We start from the raw sequence: 16,164 nt of genomic DNA on the forward strand, positions 1-16,164 counted from the left end.
CGCCGATACGTCACGGTGGTGATTCCGGTTTTCATGGCGGCACTGCGAAGGGCGAACAACATGGCGATGGCGCTTGAAGCCCGCGGCTTCGGGCTTCGCAATCGGCCAACGATACTGATCGAATATCCGGTTGTGGGCGCCGATGTGCTCGCCGCGATGACTCTGTTTGTCATCGGGGCAGGATACTTTCTCATCTACTACACCGGCTACGGAGGTATCGCGGTCAGATAGTCAGGACGCTCGAGCAGAGCGGAAGGAGCCGGCCGCAGTAGCCACGCGGTCGGCGGAGCCGGGGCTTTTCCTTTTTTCCGCGCGTTGCAGCGTGCTATTTAACCGGGATTGGTCCGCCGTTTCTGCGGGAGGGACTGCGATGCTCTTTGTGATAATCGGGTACGACGGGCCCCGGGGTGCCGAACTCAGGTCGAAACTCCGGCCCGCCCATCTGGACAATCTGCGACCGCTCGCGGAACAGGGCAAAGTCGCGATTGCCGGACCCTTTACCGATGGAACCGGAAGCCTGATCATCGTCGACATGGACAGCGAGGCGGAAGCGAGGGCCTTTGGCGCCCGCGACCCTTACACGACCGGCGGAGTTTTTGAACGCGTCGAGGTGAGGCCGTTTCGGCGCGTGTTCCCTGAATGAATCGCACTCCGTGGAGTTGGAATGGCTGGCGCATTGTCAGATTTAAAAATTATCGAAGTGGGCGAGATGGTCTCGGCCCCATACTGCGGCAAGCTGCTTGCAGATCTGGGCGCCGACGTGATCAAGGTCGAACGCCCGAAGGTTGGCGACCATGCGCGCACGCGCGGACCGTTTCCGAAGGATGATCCTCATCCCGAGAAGAGTGGGCTTTTCTTGTATCTGAATACCAACAAGAGAGGCATCACTCTGGACCTCGCGCAGGCGGAGGGAATGGAGCTGCTGGAGAGGCTGGCGGTCGACGCCGATGTCCTGATTCACAACGTGATGCCGTCGGATATGGACCGCGTTGGTTTGACCTACGATCGAATGAAACGCGCGAATCCGAATCTAATCATGACCTCCATCACGCCGTTTGGTCTGTCCGGTCCCAATCGAAACTGGCGCGCCGAAGACCTGACGGTGTGGTGTGCAGGAGGGGTGTGCGTGCTGAACGGCGGCGGCCTTGAGCACGCCGACCTTCCTCCGCTCAAGACTTTTGGTCAGCAGTCCGGCTACCAGGCGGGAGTACACGCTGCGGTTCCGACGCTTGCTGCCGCATTTGCCCGGCTCAACGGTGAAGCGGGGCAACACATCGAGGTCTCAGGCCAGGAAGCGATTATCTCGCAGCTCGAGATGACCTTCGAATACTGGCCGTACATGAAGATGATCGCGACGCGCCTGGGCCAGAAGCCCATACAACCGGTCGAAACGATGCAGTGTAAGGACGGCTACATCTATTTATGCTGCATCGAGGAGCATCAATGGCGCGGGTTCGTGGAAATCATGGGTAGCCCCGAGTGGGCCGGCGAGGAGATTTTCAAGGACCGACTGACCCGCGCGCAGAACTGGGACGTACTTAAAGTGTTTCTTGAAGAATGGGTGAGCCAGCAGACGGTCCTCGACCTGTATCGCAAGGCCCAGGCAAAACGGGTCCCGTTCGCGCCGGTGTCAACGATGGGCGACCTACTCAGCAACGAGCATCTCAAGTCGCGGGGGTTTTTTGTTGAGATCACCCACCCGGTAGCGGGCACCCACAAGTATCCCGGCGCGCCGCTCAAGTATCATCGCACCCCGTGGCAATTGCGGACGCCCGCTCCCACGCTGGGGCAGCACAATGACGAGGTGTTCGGCGCCAAGCTGAACCTGTCGCAGAGCAGAATCGACGAACTCAAGCGCAGGGGCGTCATCTGATCATGGCCAAGCCGCCACTTTCCGGAATAAAGGTCGCTGACTTTACCTGGGTATGGGCCGGTCCGTATTGCACCCTGCAGCTGGCGCATCTGGGCGCCGACGTCACCCGCATCGAGACCAAGACCCGCCCGTGTGTGACCCGGATGCTGCCGCCGTGGCCGAACGGTAAATTCGATGGCCTCAACAAGTCCGGGTATTTCAACCAGTACAACCAGGGCAAGAAATCACTGTCGCTCAATTTCAAACATCCCGAAGCGAAGGACGTGGCGTGGCGACTTATCAAGGAAGCAGATGTGGTAGTCAACAACTTCGCTTCGGGAGTGATGGAGAAGATGGGATTCGGCTATGACGCTATTCGCGAGGTCAAATCGGACATCATCATGATCTCGCTGAGCGGATATGGCGACACGGGCCCGTACCACGAGTACGTTGCGTATGGGCCGGCACAGGTGCCGCTGTCAGGCCTTTCCTCGCTGACCGGGTACAAGGGTTTTCCGCCGATGCACGCCGGTTTCAGCTACGCCGATCCCAATGCGGGAATACACGGCGCATTCGCGGTGCTCGCCGCGCTGTTCCATCGCAAGAAGACCGGCGAGGGACAGTATATCGACATGGCGCAGTGGGAATGCGCGATGGACCTGCTGGCGGAAGGAATTCTCGAATACACGATGAATGGACGCGAACCGGAACGTAACGGCAATCGGGATCCGTTCATGGCGCCGCACGGAATCTTCAAATGCCGCGATCTGGCCGAAAAAGTAATGGATATGACGATCGATCGCTGGGTCTCGATCGTTTGCGCCGACGATGCCGAATGGGGGCGGCTGGCGAGCGCGATGGGCGAGCCCGAGCTTGCTGCCGATCTGCGCTTCAAGACACTCGCTGCGCGTAGGGCGAACGAAGACGAGCTCGAAGCTCTAATCACCGGCTGGACGTTGCCGCAGCGTTTTGACGAGGTCGCGCGCAAGCTCCAGGCGGCTGGAGTTGCTGCGGCGCCGTGCGCGGACAACAAGTATCTGTGCGACGAAGACCGGCACGTAGCGCAACGCAACTACTGGGTGGAATTGAACCATCCGGAGGTTGGGGTGCAACGCCACGCGGGCATTCCGTGGCGAATGAGTGGAACCTCCACCGCCGTAAGGATGGCGGCGCCGTGCCTGGGCCAGCACACCGATGAAACCCTTGCGCGCCTCGGCTACAGCAAGGAAGAAGTAGAATCGTTGCGCAAGATTGGCGCGCTCGACTAGCTGCAAGGAGTCAGCAATGCGAACATTGAAAACCTTGACCGAGGGGCTGCTCTTTCCGGAAGGTCCGCGATGGCATGAGGGCAAGCTGTTTTTCTCCGACATGCACGATCGCAAGGTGAAAACAGTCGATCTTTCCGGTCGCACCGAGGTGGTGTGCGAGGTGCCGAATCGGCCATCGGGGTTGGGCTGGCTTCCCGACGGGAAGATGCTCGTGGTGTCGATGACGGATCGAAAACTGCTGCGGTTGGAGAACGGCAGCCTCAAGGAACACGCGGATCTCTCTCGGCTGGCGCCTCGCGATTGCAACGACATGGTGGTCGACGAAAAAGGGCGGGCTTACGTGGGAAACTTCGGATTTGATTTGCACCAGCGCGAGAAGCCGCGCTCGACCAATCTGATCATGGTGGCTCCGGACGGAAAGGTCCGTGTGGTCGCGGAAAACCTGATGTTCCCCAATGGTACCGTCATCACGCCCGATGGCAAAACCTTGATCGTTGGCGAGTCTTTCGGCGCACAGCTTTCGGCGTTCGACATCGCGCCGGATGGTTCGCTGAGCAATCAGCGGGAATGGGCCAAGACTGCGCCGTTTGTGCCTGACGGAATCTGTCTCGATGCCGAGGGGGCTATCTGGGTCGCGGCGGCCACCGGCTCCACGGTTATCCGGGTAAAAGAGGGCGGTCAGATAACCGAGCAAATCAAGGTAGCGACCGATACCTTCGCCTGCATGCTCGGCGGTCCCAATCGCAAGACCTTGTTCGTACTCACCGCGGAATCCTCAGATCCGGAGCAATGCCGCACCAAACCCACCGGCCGCATAGAAATCACCGAGGTCGAGGTGCCGGGAGCCGGGCTACCGTAGCCGGATCTGCCCCCCACTGGCGCGAACGGTTGCGGCGTGGCGTAATCTCGGTATGAGCTTCGAGGGAAATGGGCGGCCGTTTCAGGCGCGCCGCGCGAAATTCCTGCAAGCGGTCGGTGAAGGGGCCACCGCGATCCTGCCAAGTGCGCCGGTCGCGCTCCGCTCCGGCGATGTCGAGTTCATCTACCGCCAGGACAGCGACTTCTATTACCTGACCGGCTTCGAGGAACCCGAAGCGATCGTCTTGTTGTCGCCCGGTCATCCGGACGGCGACTTTGTGATGTTCGTTCGACCGCGCGACAAAGAGCGCGAGACTTGGACCGGAAGACGCGCCGGGGTTGAGGGCGCCATGGTCGAATACGGGGCGGTCAAGGCTTATGTGACCGAGGAATTCGAAAAGATACTCCCGCGCTACCTGGAGAAGAGCGAGCGCATCTACTACCCGATTGGGCGCAACGAGAAGTTGGACGAGCGCGTGCTTAAGCTCGTGCAGTGGTCGAATGCGATGCGCCCGCGAATCGGTTCGGGGCCATACGCGATCGTCGATCCCCGCGAGTTTCTGCACGAGGCGCGACTGCGCAAAGAACCTGCCGAGCTCGAATTGATGCGACACGCGGCCGCGATCTCGGCCGAGGCGCACAAGGCGGCGATGCGCAAGGCGCGCGGTGGGATGAAGGAATGGCAAATCGAAGCGGAGGTTAATTTTGCATTCCGATCCCGCGGCGCTTCGGGTCCCAGCTATCCATCGATCGTCGCGTCGGGTCCGAACGCTGCGATTTTGCATCACATCGAGAATCGCCGCGAGATGCGCGACGGCGAGTTGCTACTAATCGACGCCGGCTGCGAATACGAATTCTATGCTTCCGACGTCACGCGCACCTTTCCAATCGGGGCGAAATTTACCAGCTTGCAGCGCGAGCTCTACTCAATCGTCCTGGAGGCGCAACGCAAAGGGATCGAACGCGCGCTGCCGGGGGCGCGCTTCGATGACCCGCACGACGCGGCGTTGCGGGTGCTGGTGGACGGGATGCGCGAGGTGGGATTGGTCAAAGGTAGCGCGGAGGAAGTGATAGAGCAGGGCAGTTATCGCCGCTTCTACATGCATCGCACGAGTCACTGGCTCGGCATGGACGTGCACGACGTCGGGCTCTATCGCGTGAAGGGGGAGTCGCGAACCCTGGAGCCGGGGATGGTGCTGACAGTAGAGCCGGGGCTCTATATCGATGAGGACTGCGAGGACGCGCCGGACCAGCTCCGGGGGATTGGCATTCGGATCGAAGACGACGTGCTGATCACGGAGGGCGGGCAGGAGATCATTACCTCGGCGACGCCCAAGCAGATCACCGACGTCGAGGCGCTTACCGCGGGGTAGTTCTCTTTCCCTCCCGAACCTGGCCGTCTACCCGCGCGACCACGCCTCCCCTCGAGATCCATTCCTTCGATAACACCGAGGGAGAAACTCCGGTCTCATTCGAACCATGACGCCGTGGCGTGTTGATCCCGGGCGCGCCATCCACGCCTATTTTTTTCGGCCTACCACCACCATGAAGAGCAAGTGGAGTTGTCGTTGTCGCACTTGAGGTCGCAGTTGCCGACTTGGTTTTGGCAGTACCACGGGTCGGTGTTTTTGACCTGGCACAGCTCATAGTTGCGCTGGCACTCGTATTTGCACTTGACGAGCAGCTGCTTGCACTTGCTCGCGCATGCGCAAAGGGCGAGCGCCGAAAAGAGAACAAGAGCTAGCAGAGTGGGGCTAGAGTTCCAGCGCACTCGCGCTGCCGACGATGGTTTTGGTGCCGTCGGATTTTTCGCACCACACCTCAACTTCGGCGCGCGTGCGCTCCCCCTCGGGGCGGCGTTCGAGAATTCTACCGCGCGGTCCGGTAACATCATTGCCCCACACCACATTGACCAGGCGGAGGTCCATCTTGCCGCCATAGAAGAAGCCAAGCCCGAAACGCCGCGTCATCATCTCCGCTACCATGCAAACCGACAACATTCCCTGTACTACGATTTCCGGAAAGCCAAGTTCGACCGCTTTCTGCCTGTTGTTGTGGTAGTTGAGCGCGGGACCCGAAAAAGCCATGCACATTTCCTCAGTGATTCTGCGCATCGGCACTTCGATGGGATTCCCCCCGCGCTCGCCGACGTTGAAGGCCCGTTGCGCGTCTTTCTCGCGCGCGCGATCGACCACGAAGGAATCTTTCTTGGTCTGATCGGGGATGAGAAAGCTCTGATGGGTTCTGCTGCGTGACACCAGACGACCGGCCGCATTGGCCACGATGACTTCGTTCACGACATAGTCGCGATCGCGCTTCCGGTAGCGATCGACGATCAGCGAGCGTGTGATGATTCGCTCTCCAACCATAACCGGCATGAAGATGTCCCACTCCTGGCGGGCGTGCAGATTGCCGTAGATGTTGGGAAGGTACCAGTCCAGGTTGCGATAGACCGCAGAGTGCAAAATCAACGCGGGCGCGAGCGGTCCGCCGAGGGGCGAATGGTCCCGGTACCACGGATTGTCGTCGCCGATGCCGGCGATGAATGCCGCCACCAGTTCGGGAGTTATGTCGAAGGTGAGGCCGCCGCAGTCACGGCCGACGAAGCGCTCATCCTGGTTGAAGGTTTGGTTCATGGCTTAATTTAAACTTTCACTTTAGCTTTTATTCGCTCCGCGAATTTAGCCGAGTCGATCACGGCCCGGCGATGTGTGCCGGAGCCGATCTGTTCGGTTTCGTCGAAAGCGCGCACCTGGAACTCGAGACGCCGCCCCTCGCACTTGGTTAGCTCGGCCTCGGCGCGCACCCGGTGGCCGGGGGGAGTGGCGGCGGTGTGCTGCGCCTCCATCGAAACCCCGACCGAGGCCTCTCCGGGATCGAGGAACGGTCGGATAGCATCCATCGCCGCTAGTTCCATCATCCCGACCATGGTCGGGGTGGACATCACGGTCGCGAGCGAAGAGTCAAGTTCGCTCGCGAGGTGTCGGGTTTCCACGACTTGCTCGAACTTGCCTTTTGCACCAATCGGTACGGGTTTCATTGCGCAGTTATCTCCGCAGTCCCATAGCGTCCAGTTTCTTTACGAGCCACGAGACGCGGTCGTTGCCCCAGAACGGCTCTCCACCAACGATGAAGGTCGGAACACCAAAGACGCCGTCGCGCTCACCCTCGGCAAAGGAAGCCTTCACCTCGCGCGGGCCGTCTGACTCGGCGTATTTCCTGAATGCAGCGGGGTCGAGTCCGATCTCGTTCATAAGTGCCATCACAGCGGACATGTCCTCAATATTCAACTCGCGCTTGAAGAAGCGCTCGAAGACGCGGTCGGAGTAATGGCGAAACTTCCCGTGACTCTCGGTCCAGAGGCCGCCCATCATCGCGAGAGTCGAGTCGAAGAGTTTCTGTGGTCCGCGGATAATCATGCCACGCGCGTTCGCGTGGCGGCGCACATCTAGATAGAGGTAGCGGACTTTGCGCCAATCGCGTTCGGTACGCTGTTCGAGTTCTCCGCCATACGCCCCGCGCGGGTTGAAATCGAATGGAAGGTAACGGAACCGAACGCGATGGGTCTCTTCCACGCGGCAGGCGGGCTCCAACGCCAAGTAGGTGAAGGGGCTCTTGTAGTCGTAATAGAACTTGATGATTTCAAACGCTTCAGGCATCGGCCCTGCTGTATCAGCGATAGCCCAAATTGCGCGCGATCAAAAGCAGCGCCAGCCGCGGATCGGCATATTCGGTTAACATAGAACGGCTTGAGCCGTCGTTGATCGGGATTCTTCCAGGGGTGACCTCGCAGTCAGGCGAGGCGCAGGTTGGGCTGCCCGGAAAACCGCCTACACCAAAGAGTTAACGGGTACCGGCGTTGCGGGTCAGATAGTCGAGGATGATGTGGCGTTGGTCGGTAGTCAGCGGCTCGATTCCTGCCTGGCGGATCTTGGTGTCCATCAACTCGACTTGCGTTTGCCACATCGCTCCGGTCATCGCGCGCGGATCGTAGGCGCGATGGCACTGTCCGCAGCGCTGCACGTAGGTGCGCGCGGCATCGCTGTCGGCTTCGGGCAGCGGGCGGGCGTGGCAAGCCGCCAGGAAAATCACCGCGGCGGCGGTTACAGCTGCCAGCACCCCGGCTCGGCCCGACAACAGCGAACGCTTCACTCAGTCACTTGGCCGGGAAGCGCGCGTCTGGAAAGCGGGCGGCAATTTGCTCGCGCAATCCGACCAAGAGGGTGGCACGGTCGGGGCCGGCTAGCGGGATTTTACGCTCACTTTCCGGTCTCACCCACACTGGACTGCTCCGAAGCTCATCGCTCTCGTAACGTGGGAACAGATGCCAATGGACGTGAGCTTCCTGATTGCCGAGGCACTCGTAGTTCATCTTCCATGGCCGTGTGGCAGCCGCGATGGCTTCCGCGGCAAGGCGCATGTCATCGAGTAATGCTCGCGCCTCGTCCGTGGGCATCAGGAAGAGTTCGACCGCGTGCCTCTTTGCGAGCATGACGCAATAGCCGCGGTAGAATTGCGCATCACCGAGAATCAGGTAACTGCTCGGCAGCTCGGCTACGAAGTCATCAAAGGTTTCCGACCTGATCCGCGCGATCAGCGCACAGATGCCGCAGTTCGTGGCTCGCGCGCCTTCAGAGGGCATTCCCTACATCCTCCGGCACCTCGACCAGTTTAATCCTCGACGGCTTGAGTAGGTCGGTGACGGTGTGGAGCTTGTACTCCTTGCCGTAGTAGACGGTGCGGATGCCCGTATTGATGAGCACCTTGAGACAGTGGATGCAGGGCGTGTGGGTCACGTAGATGTCGGCATCGCGAATCGCCGCGCCATTGCGGGCCGCCTGGGTGATTGCATTGATCTCGGCGTGGATCGTGCGAAAGCAGTTCTGTTCGATTTCGCCGTCGGGGTTGCGCGACTCGTAGATGAGGCATCCGACTTCGGTGCAGTGCGGCATGCCCGCCGGCGCGCCGTTGTAACCGGTCGCCAGGATGCTGCGATCGCGCACGATTACCGCGCCCACCTTGGCGCGCAAGCAGGTCGAACGTTCCGCGACCTGGCGCGTGATGGTCATGAAATATTGATCCCACGACGGACGCCGCGGCGGCGCCGCGGCGTCCGTCCGGGCTGCTTGCTTGTTCTCCGCCACCGCTGTCGGCACCTGGCTGGCCTTATCGATCCGCAGTCATCACCGCGTCGACGAGATCCGGCGGATGGCCGCCAGCCCCATGATACATCACTTCATAGGATTGAGCCGGCTTCTGCGGCGTTTCCGGCACGTTGAGCGAAATCGGAACAGGAACGAAGGTCGCGACGAACAGCACCATCGTGAGCCACGCCGCGACCTGGCGGCCGGTATTGAGGGGGGTGTTACGGTCGAGCGTGGCAGGGTGCCCAAGGCCTAGCGCGATTCCCAGCACTCCCCACACGAGCCATCCGGGCCAGAAGCCATAACCAAGCGCGAGGGGCACGAGTACCAGCAGCCAACAAGAGATCACGAAGAGGGTGGAGATGGTGCGATGCGCGCGCGGAAAGAGAGTGTACACGACGTGTCCGCCGTCGAGTTGACCGATGGGCAGGAGATTTAGGGTGGTCACGAAGAGCCCGATCCATCCCGCGAACGCAATCGGATGCATGGTCACGTTGACGAGATTCGGATTCACTCCCAGCACCCATCGCGCGAGTCCCCAGAACAAAAGCGAGTTGCCGAGTCCGAGAGAAACCCCGCTTTGGGCCGAAAGCGCCGTAACCTGGGAGAGCTTGAGTCCTACGATTACGCAAGGCACGGCGACTATCATGCCCGCCCACGGACCGGCAGCTCCGATATCGAACATCGAGCGCCGCGAGGGGGGCATTTCTCTGATACGGATGAAGGCCCCGAAGGTGCCGATGATCATGTAGGAAGGGAACGGCGCCGGAATGAAATATGGCAGACTCGTATCGACGCCATTGCGCCGCGAGGTCAGGAAGTGACCCATCTCGTGCGCGAGCAGAATCGCCATCAGCGGGATAGAGAAAGAGAGTCCGGCGGAGAGTGCAGCCAGACTGTTGATCGGATGGAATAGCGAAAGCTCGGCACCCGCGCCGTACGCCCCCGCCATCGTGGTGGTGAGCAAAGTCAGCGCGAAGAGGGCGAGATTGAGAGCGGGAATCCGCACCCGCCCGGGCGACATCGGCTTGGCCAACTCGGGGCCGTAGCGCGGGATCTCCGTCAAAACGCTGGAGCCTTGGTTTGCAGCAGCTTCATCCATGGTTACGAACGCGCCATTCGCGCAACGACCGTCGCACCAACTCCGCAGCCAAGGCGAGTGGCCGCACTTGCGTCACGCACCGCTATCTCGAGAAGTTCAAAACTGCCAAATGTGGCGAGGATCGCACCCGAGCGCGCCTCACCATAGGTGTTAACAATCTTCATCGGCGCGCCACCTCTGATCCTAACCGAAACCTGTTTCCCGGGAAAGGAAGAGTGCAGTCGCGCGACATCCTTGCGGCTGATGTTGGTTATCAAATTGCCGAATGCATCGACGTAAAGCACTTCTCCGCGAATTGCACCGGCGGTTCCATCCGGCTTGGGAAGATGGAGATGTTTGATCCGGACTAGCGTAGAACCGAGCGAGCCGAGTGGGGTTCCGCGTGACAGGAATGCGGCGGCGGGGGCGAAAATGTCGCGTCCGTGGAAGGTGGAACTGAGGCTCGCGAGCCGATGCCGAGTCGAGTCGAGCCGGACGGCACGCCTCATTCCCGCGTCGCGCACCGCCAGGGAAAGCACCCCATTGTCGGGCCCGACGAAACGGGCTCCCGCACGCGTCTCCACAGCGATGGGCAATCGCGAGGTACCCACGCCAGGGTCGAGGACTACCAAAAAGACGGTTCGCCTCGGGAAAAAACGCCAGCTCTCGCGCAGCGCGATCGCGCCGGCGATGATCGACTGCGGGGGAACGCCATGGGTGATGTCGAGGAGCGCGGCGTCCGGCGCGATCGATGCAAGCACGCCCTTCATCGCGCCGGCATAATGGTCGCGATAGCCAAAGTCAGTCAGCAACGCGATCGGCGCAGCGGACTGAGAGCGTCTCATGTCACGAGCGTCCAGCGCGCGCAAGTTCTTCGCGCACTGCCACGGCGAGCAGGGGAAACATAAGTTCGTGATGGCCGGTAAGCGCGATGCGGGTGCCGCCGGTTTCGGTAGGACGCTCGACCACATTTCGGCGGGAGCGATATTGCTGCATGAAGTCCATGTCGGCGGCGGTGAAGTTGCGCGCGTTGCGCCCGAGGTTGCGCGCGAGGTTGAGAGCCTTGAGAAAGACCTCGGGCATGATCACGGCGGAGCCGAGATTCAGCACGACGCCGCGCGAGAGGGTGCCGGCTACCGCGGCGAGACGATGGAAGTCATTCATGGTCGCGGCGCCAATTGCACGACCATCGGCCGCGGGGTGCATATGGGTGATGTCCGAGCCGAGCGCGACGTGCACGGTGGCTGGAGTACCGCGTCGGTATGCGGTGGCGAAGATGCTGGCGGCGCGAAACTTGAGCCGAGCGCGATCGATCTCGCGGCCGACAATCTCTCCCAACCCTTTGTTCTCGTCCGCCGCAAGGCGAGCCGCGCGGTTTAGGAAGGCACCGGTCTCTTCCGCCATACCAAAGCTGCCATCGGCAAGTCCGGCACCGACATCCTCGGACGTGCGGCCGGCGACGGCCAGCTCAAAGTCGTGAATGATCGCCGCGCCATTGGTGGCGATGGCGCTGAGAATACCGTCGCGGAGGAGTCCGCAGATGATCGGACCCAGCCCGACTTTAATCGGATGGGCACCCGACATCATCAGGAAGGTGCGACCCGAACGATGTGCCCTGGCGATCGCGCGCGCCAGAGCGCGCAGGTCGCGCGCGGCGAGCACATCGGGCAATCCGTCTAGGAATCGGCGCATCGAGACGCCGGCACCGAACGGAGTCGCGAGCTGACCTCGACTCACGATTCGCGAAAGCGAGGCGAGCTTGCGGGTCCGCGCGCGCGAGGGATCGATCGGGGTTGCCTTCATCCGCAATCTACGGTCACCTGGGAGCCGACTCGCTTGTCGCATCAAGCTACCGGAAGCAGCCAATTGCGCCAACTACATGCCCAGGCGGCGAGCAGGCTTTACTTAGAAGGCGCAGCGGGCTAGTTGCGTGCGGAAAGGAAGGAGGAGAGCGATGAGTCTATCCAGACGCGTGACGGCAGAGTTCATCGGCACTTTCTGGCTGGTGTTGGGGGGTTGCGGGACGGCGGTGCTCGCGGCGGGGTTTCCGAAGCTGGGGGTTGGCTTCGTAGGGGTGGCACTCGCCTTCGGGCTTACGCTGCTGACGATGGCGTTTGCTATCGGGCACATCTCCGGATGTCACATTAATCCGGCGGTTACGGTGGGACTCTTCTCGGGCGGGAAATTTCCCGGATCCGAAGTGATTCCGTACGTAATCGCGCAAGTCCTGGGAGGGATCGTCGCCGCGGCAGTTCTTTACGTGATCGCGAGCGGTGCGGCGGATTTCAGTTTGAGCAATGGTTTTGCGGCGAATGGGTATGGAGATCATTCGCCTGGCGGTTACCCGCTTTCATCGGCGCTGGTGTGCGAAGTTGTGATGACCTTCATCTTCCTGTTCGTGATCATGGGTGCGCTCGACAAACGTTTGCCCGCGGGATTTGCACCGATTCCGATCGGACTGGTGCTGACGCTCATTCACCTGGTCAGCATCCCGGTGACCAATACCTCGGTGAATCCGGCGCGCAGCACGGGTCCGGCGTTGTTCGTGGGCGGATGGGCGCTCGGACAGCTCTGGCTGTTCTGGGTAGCTCCAATTGTGGGTGGCGCTTTGGGTGGTTTCGCCTATCGCACGCTCGCGGGAGGATCAGACAGGTAAGGGGCAAAGCTGCCGACCTCGAAGACACCAACAGAATAGTCCTTCGGCACACTGGTCGTGGTCCTGGGACGCGCTCCGCTGGCGAATTTTTGCGGACAAGTCCCTCGTAATTGACAGTGTGATCAGTGGGTCCTAGACTTCGCGGTGGGCGGGCGTAATTCAGTGGTAGAATGCCAGCTTCCCAAGCTGGACGTCGCCGGTTCGACCCCGGTCGCCCGCTCCACCTTACTCAAATAAATCAAGTGTTTGGGGGATTTGTACCCCATCAACCAAAATAGTCTAGGCCGTTTATGACCATTTTATGACTATTCAGGCGGAAGACATGCCGGGAGGTTTCCGGTTCCGATAGGCCCCAAATGCCGGCTACCGTTGGGACATCACTGGAGGCGTCGCAATGATTGGCTGGACATGTGAGACGAAAGAGATCGCTTCGCTAGCCCTCGCGAAATTTCCTGATCTCAGGGAGAGCGAACTCAAGATGATTTGCGGGGCTACAATCGGCGAGGTCGCTTATTGCGGCCCGAGTCGCAAAGACGACGATCCAGGTAACGACCCTGCGAGGGAGCAAGTGGGATCTGTGGCACACCATTCGGCCGGCCGTAGTTCGCTGGCTATGCATTGACGGCGCCGCGAAGAGCCGAATTGATCCCAAAAGCGTGAAGGTTTACGCGGCACGATTCGCGAAAGCACTGGACTCGTCAAACGGCGTGAAGCGCGAGTTGCGAATGTCGTCGCCGCACCCCGCAGGTGAACCCCGCCGCGCTTTCGATTGTCCGATTATCGGTCATCGTAACCGATTATTCTCGCTTAACGGGGGCAAATCAAAGAGGGGAATGCCACCGTCAAAAAGGGGACCCACTGGCAAGAGAGCCTATACGCCTAAGGTATCCCCGGAGAGGGACCCACCAGGGGAATCAACGTCCGTTCGATCTGACTATCCTTATCCTGTCTTGGGCTTGGTCCGCTCCGAGCTCACTGGCTTGATGCGCCATCGTCTTATGATCTCCCGAGCTCGGCGCCGAAGCACTGTTGGCTGATCTCGAGCGTCGCGGGATTCGAGTGACGCTATATCCACGGGGACGATTGAAGGCGGGTTCCCCCAAGAAGCTGACTGACAGCGACCGCGCCAACCTCAAACGCAACCGACCGGGCATAGTGCGGCTGCTGACCGAGCGGAACTCGCCGACCCCGGGGCTCTCACCGGCCGGTGCCCAGGCGATCCACGAGGTGCTCGAGGCCTTTCCCGGCAGCCGGTTGATGGAGATAGGCTCGCCGCGTCCGTACACTCCCGCATCCGCTTCGGATCCGATCGATCGCGAGGAACAATTGGAACCCGACCAACTGCCGCTCTTTCCGCCCAAGCCTCCGGCCAAGGCCGAGCCCGAGCGGAGCGCAGTCCCTGAGGTGGTCGAGAACGAAACGCCAGCTTCGCCATCCGAGTCGATGGCCAATGACCCTGCCGAGCTGAGCACAGCACTTGAGTCGGTCGAGAACAAAACTTCGCAACCCACAATTCGCGCGGATTGAGTTTTGAGGACGGACAACAAGATGCCGTGTTGCGGAACCGGCTGACGCTCTGTTACTTCGAGCGCATGAGCGCGGCGCAGGTCTTGATCGCGGGCGCCGGGCCGGCGGGCGCCTCGCTCGCCTATTTGCTCGCCCGCCGCGGTATCGCCGTCGTCCTCCTGGAGCGCCGGACCGACTTCGCGCGCGAGTTCCGCGGCGAAGGGCTGATGCCCAGCGGATCGGATGCCCTCGCCCAGATGGGGCTTGAGACTCAACTTGCCGCGCTGCCGCAGGTGCGAATCGATGCAGTCGAAGTGTACCGCGGGTCGAAGCTGCTGGCTCGGCTTGGGATCTCCAATGAGCTGTTCGCTGCTTCCGGGCCGCGGGTCGTGTCACAGTCTGCGATGCTCGAGATGCTGGTAGGAGAGGCTTCGCGCTATTCCAACTTTCGCCTGGAGCGAGGCGTCACGGTGCGCGATCTGATAACCGAGGGCGGACGCGTGACCGGACTAGCCGGATATTCCGCCGCCAGACCGGTTGAATTCTGTGCCGAGTTGGTCGTTGGCACCGACGGCCATCGACATTGATCCAGGCTATATGTATGCCTTTCGGGCCGAGGTCGCGGGCTAGCGACTGAGCTAGTCCGCGCTTGGCAAAATTTCCCGGACCGAAGGCGACCGACCGGGCTCCCGGCTTGACGCCGGCCGTGGCGCCCGTAAAAAGCATCACGCCGCTGCCACGCGCGACCATCCCAGGCGCGCATTCTTTTGCGCATAGAAAAGCGCCCAATGCATTGACCCGCTTGCAGTTCTCGAATTGCTCGGCCGAGACTTCGGTCACATTACCTCGGGGGCCCGCGGCAGCGTTGAATAGCAGCACCTGTGGTTCGCCGAGTTCGGCGCGAATCTGTGCGAAGGCGTTCCGGACCTCATTAGCTTTTCCGATGTCGGCCTGCACTTCCAGCACTTCGCCGCCATGGCCGCGGATGTCGCTTGCGAGAGTGCGGAGATAGTCAGTTTTGCGTGCGTTGATCGCCACCGCGTACTTTGCCGCGAACCGCCGGGCAATGACGCACCAAGTCCTGGGCCCACTCCGATTACTACAGCAACAGGTCTCGATTCAGCTTCCGACATTTTACCTCCCCTCGTTAGTGCGCAAGCGAGGCAGCTGAAATGACCGCCAACCCGCTTCGCAGATTAGCCGCTTCATCCCAATCGGCGACGGAACACCAAGGCGCCGATTGTAAGTGTTAACGCTGCCGTCACCGCGAGCGGCCACATATCGAACGCCAGCCGATTCGCTCCCACACCTTCCAGATACACACGCCGCGCGATATCAATCATGTAGCGCAACGGATTGATCAGACTGAAGTATTGCAGGGTCTTAGGCATGCTGCTCAAGGGCGTGATCAGACCCGACAAGAGCGTGAACGGCATCGCCACCAGGAATGACAGAAGTAGCGCCTGCTGCATGGTGGCGACCAACGACGAAAGCAGTAGTCCGATTCCGGATACTGCGAGGAGGAACAAGATCAGACCCGTATATAGCGTAAGGAACGAGCCCGCAAACGGAATCCGGAACCACAACTGGGCAACTAGGAGGATGACGGTGGACTGGCTCAGTCCGACCAACAGCGAGGGCAATGCCTTTCCAGTCATGATTTCAGCTGGCCGAAAGGGAGTCACCAGCAACTGATCGAAGGTTCCTTCCTCCTTTTCGCGCGCGATGGACATCGCCGTCATCAGTAGCACCTCTGCAATCGTGAGTGTGCCGATCAAGCTCGGGACTATGCTCCAACG

19 protein-coding genes and 1 tRNA gene are annotated in these 16,164 nt (G+C 60.8%); 10 read left to right on the forward strand and 10 right to left on the reverse strand.

What is annotated here, in order from left to right; translation table 11 throughout:
• From VGI36_18415 to VGI36_18440, 6 genes are all read left to right on the forward strand, one after another.
• On the forward strand, window positions 1-231 hold a 231-nt coding region (locus VGI36_18415), incomplete at its 5' end, for a hypothetical protein (GenBank protein ID HEY2487122.1).
• 139 nt (window positions 232-370) lie between these two features.
• Window positions 371-643, forward strand: a complete 273-nt coding sequence (locus VGI36_18420) for a YciI family protein (GenBank protein HEY2487123.1) — start codon at window positions 371-373, stop codon at window positions 641-643.
• 21 nt (window positions 644-664) lie between these two features.
• Window positions 665-1,873 (forward strand): CoA transferase, encoded by a 1,209-nt coding sequence (locus VGI36_18425; protein HEY2487124.1) that lies wholly within the window; start codon window positions 665-667, stop codon window positions 1,871-1,873.
• A gap of 2 nt (window positions 1,874-1,875) precedes the next feature.
• Window positions 1,876-3,120, forward strand: a complete 1,245-nt coding sequence (locus tag VGI36_18430; GenBank protein ID HEY2487125.1) for a CoA transferase — start codon at window positions 1,876-1,878, stop codon at window positions 3,118-3,120.
• A 16-nt stretch (window positions 3,121-3,136) separates the two neighbouring features.
• Window positions 3,137-3,979, forward strand: coding sequence for an SMP-30/gluconolactonase/LRE family protein (locus VGI36_18435; GenBank protein ID HEY2487126.1), 843 nt, complete (start codon window positions 3,137-3,139; stop codon window positions 3,977-3,979).
• A 52-nt stretch (window positions 3,980-4,031) separates the two neighbouring features.
• On the forward strand, window positions 4,032-5,351 hold the full coding sequence (locus VGI36_18440) for an aminopeptidase P N-terminal domain-containing protein (GenBank protein ID HEY2487127.1): 1,320 nt from the start codon (window positions 4,032-4,034) through the stop codon (window positions 5,349-5,351).
• Window positions 5,352-5,732: 381 nt separating this feature from the next.
• On the opposite strand, the gene VGI36_18445 is transcribed toward VGI36_18440, so the two are convergent.
• The 9 genes from VGI36_18445 to VGI36_18485 form a co-directional block, all read right to left on the reverse strand.
• Window positions 5,733-6,614 carry a MaoC family dehydratase gene (locus tag VGI36_18445; GenBank protein HEY2487128.1) on the reverse strand — a complete coding sequence of 294 codons (882 nt, stop codon included), beginning with the start codon at window positions 6,612-6,614 and terminating at the stop codon, window positions 5,733-5,735.
• 8 nt (window positions 6,615-6,622) lie between these two features.
• Window positions 6,623-7,018 carry a thioesterase family protein gene (locus VGI36_18450; GenBank protein HEY2487129.1) on the reverse strand — a complete coding sequence of 132 codons (396 nt, stop codon included), beginning with the start codon at window positions 7,016-7,018 and terminating at the stop codon, window positions 6,623-6,625.
• A 7-nt stretch (window positions 7,019-7,025) separates the two neighbouring features.
• Entirely contained in the window at window positions 7,026-7,637 is a 612-nt protein-coding gene (locus VGI36_18455; protein ID HEY2487130.1) for a DsbA family protein, read from the reverse strand.
• 184 nt (window positions 7,638-7,821) lie between these two features.
• Entirely contained in the window at window positions 7,822-8,130 is a 309-nt protein-coding gene (locus tag VGI36_18460; protein ID HEY2487131.1) for a hypothetical protein, read from the reverse strand.
• Between the two features lie 4 nt (window positions 8,131-8,134).
• Window positions 8,135-8,620 carry an HIT family protein gene (locus VGI36_18465; GenBank protein ID HEY2487132.1) on the reverse strand — a complete coding sequence of 162 codons (486 nt, stop codon included), beginning with the start codon at window positions 8,618-8,620 and terminating at the stop codon, window positions 8,135-8,137.
• Window positions 8,610-9,134: a dCMP deaminase family protein gene (locus VGI36_18470; GenBank protein ID HEY2487133.1), complete on the reverse strand. Its 525-nt coding sequence runs from the start codon at window positions 9,132-9,134 to the stop codon at window positions 8,610-8,612. Before VGI36_18470 ends, VGI36_18465 begins: the two co-directional genes overlap by 11 nt.
• A 10-nt stretch (window positions 9,135-9,144) precedes the next feature.
• Window positions 9,145-10,224: a site-2 protease family protein gene (locus VGI36_18475; protein ID HEY2487134.1), complete on the reverse strand. Its 1,080-nt coding sequence runs from the start codon at window positions 10,222-10,224 to the stop codon at window positions 9,145-9,147.
• 2 nt (window positions 10,225-10,226) lie between these two features.
• Window positions 10,227-11,048: an SAM-dependent chlorinase/fluorinase gene (locus VGI36_18480; protein ID HEY2487135.1), complete on the reverse strand. Its 822-nt coding sequence runs from the start codon at window positions 11,046-11,048 to the stop codon at window positions 10,227-10,229.
• A 1-nt stretch (window position 11,049) separates the two neighbouring features.
• Window positions 11,050-12,006, reverse strand: a complete 957-nt coding sequence (locus tag VGI36_18485) for a hypothetical protein (protein ID HEY2487136.1) — start codon at window positions 12,004-12,006, stop codon at window positions 11,050-11,052.
• Window positions 12,007-12,157: 151 nt separating this feature from the next.
• Here VGI36_18485 and aqpZ point away from each other — a divergent pair, with 151 nt between their 5' ends.
• The 4 genes from aqpZ to VGI36_18505 all read left to right on the forward strand — a co-directional run bounded on the left by aqpZ (window position 12,158) and on the right by VGI36_18505 (window position 14,952).
• Entirely contained in the window at window positions 12,158-12,859 is a 702-nt protein-coding gene (gene aqpZ, locus VGI36_18490) for an aquaporin Z (GenBank protein ID HEY2487137.1), read from the forward strand.
• 148 nt (window positions 12,860-13,007) lie between these two features.
• Window positions 13,008-13,082, forward strand: a tRNA-Gly gene (locus VGI36_18495).
• An 806-nt stretch (window positions 13,083-13,888) separates the two neighbouring features.
• Window positions 13,889-14,386, forward strand: a complete 498-nt coding sequence (locus VGI36_18500; GenBank protein ID HEY2487138.1) for a hypothetical protein — start codon at window positions 13,889-13,891, stop codon at window positions 14,384-14,386.
• 29 nt (window positions 14,387-14,415) lie between these two features.
• Window positions 14,416-14,952 carry an FAD-dependent oxidoreductase gene (locus tag VGI36_18505; GenBank protein HEY2487139.1) on the forward strand — a complete coding sequence of 179 codons (537 nt, stop codon included), beginning with the start codon at window positions 14,416-14,418 and terminating at the stop codon, window positions 14,950-14,952.
• Between the two features lie 618 nt (window positions 14,953-15,570).
• Here VGI36_18505 and VGI36_18510 read toward each other — a convergent pair.
• The coding region (locus tag VGI36_18510; GenBank protein HEY2487140.1) for an ABC transporter permease at window positions 15,571-16,164 on the reverse strand (594 nt) is incomplete at its 5' end.

The organism is Candidatus Binataceae bacterium (genome assembly GCA_036495685.1).
GTDB lineage: Bacteria > Desulfobacterota > Binatia > Binatales > Binataceae > JAFAHS01.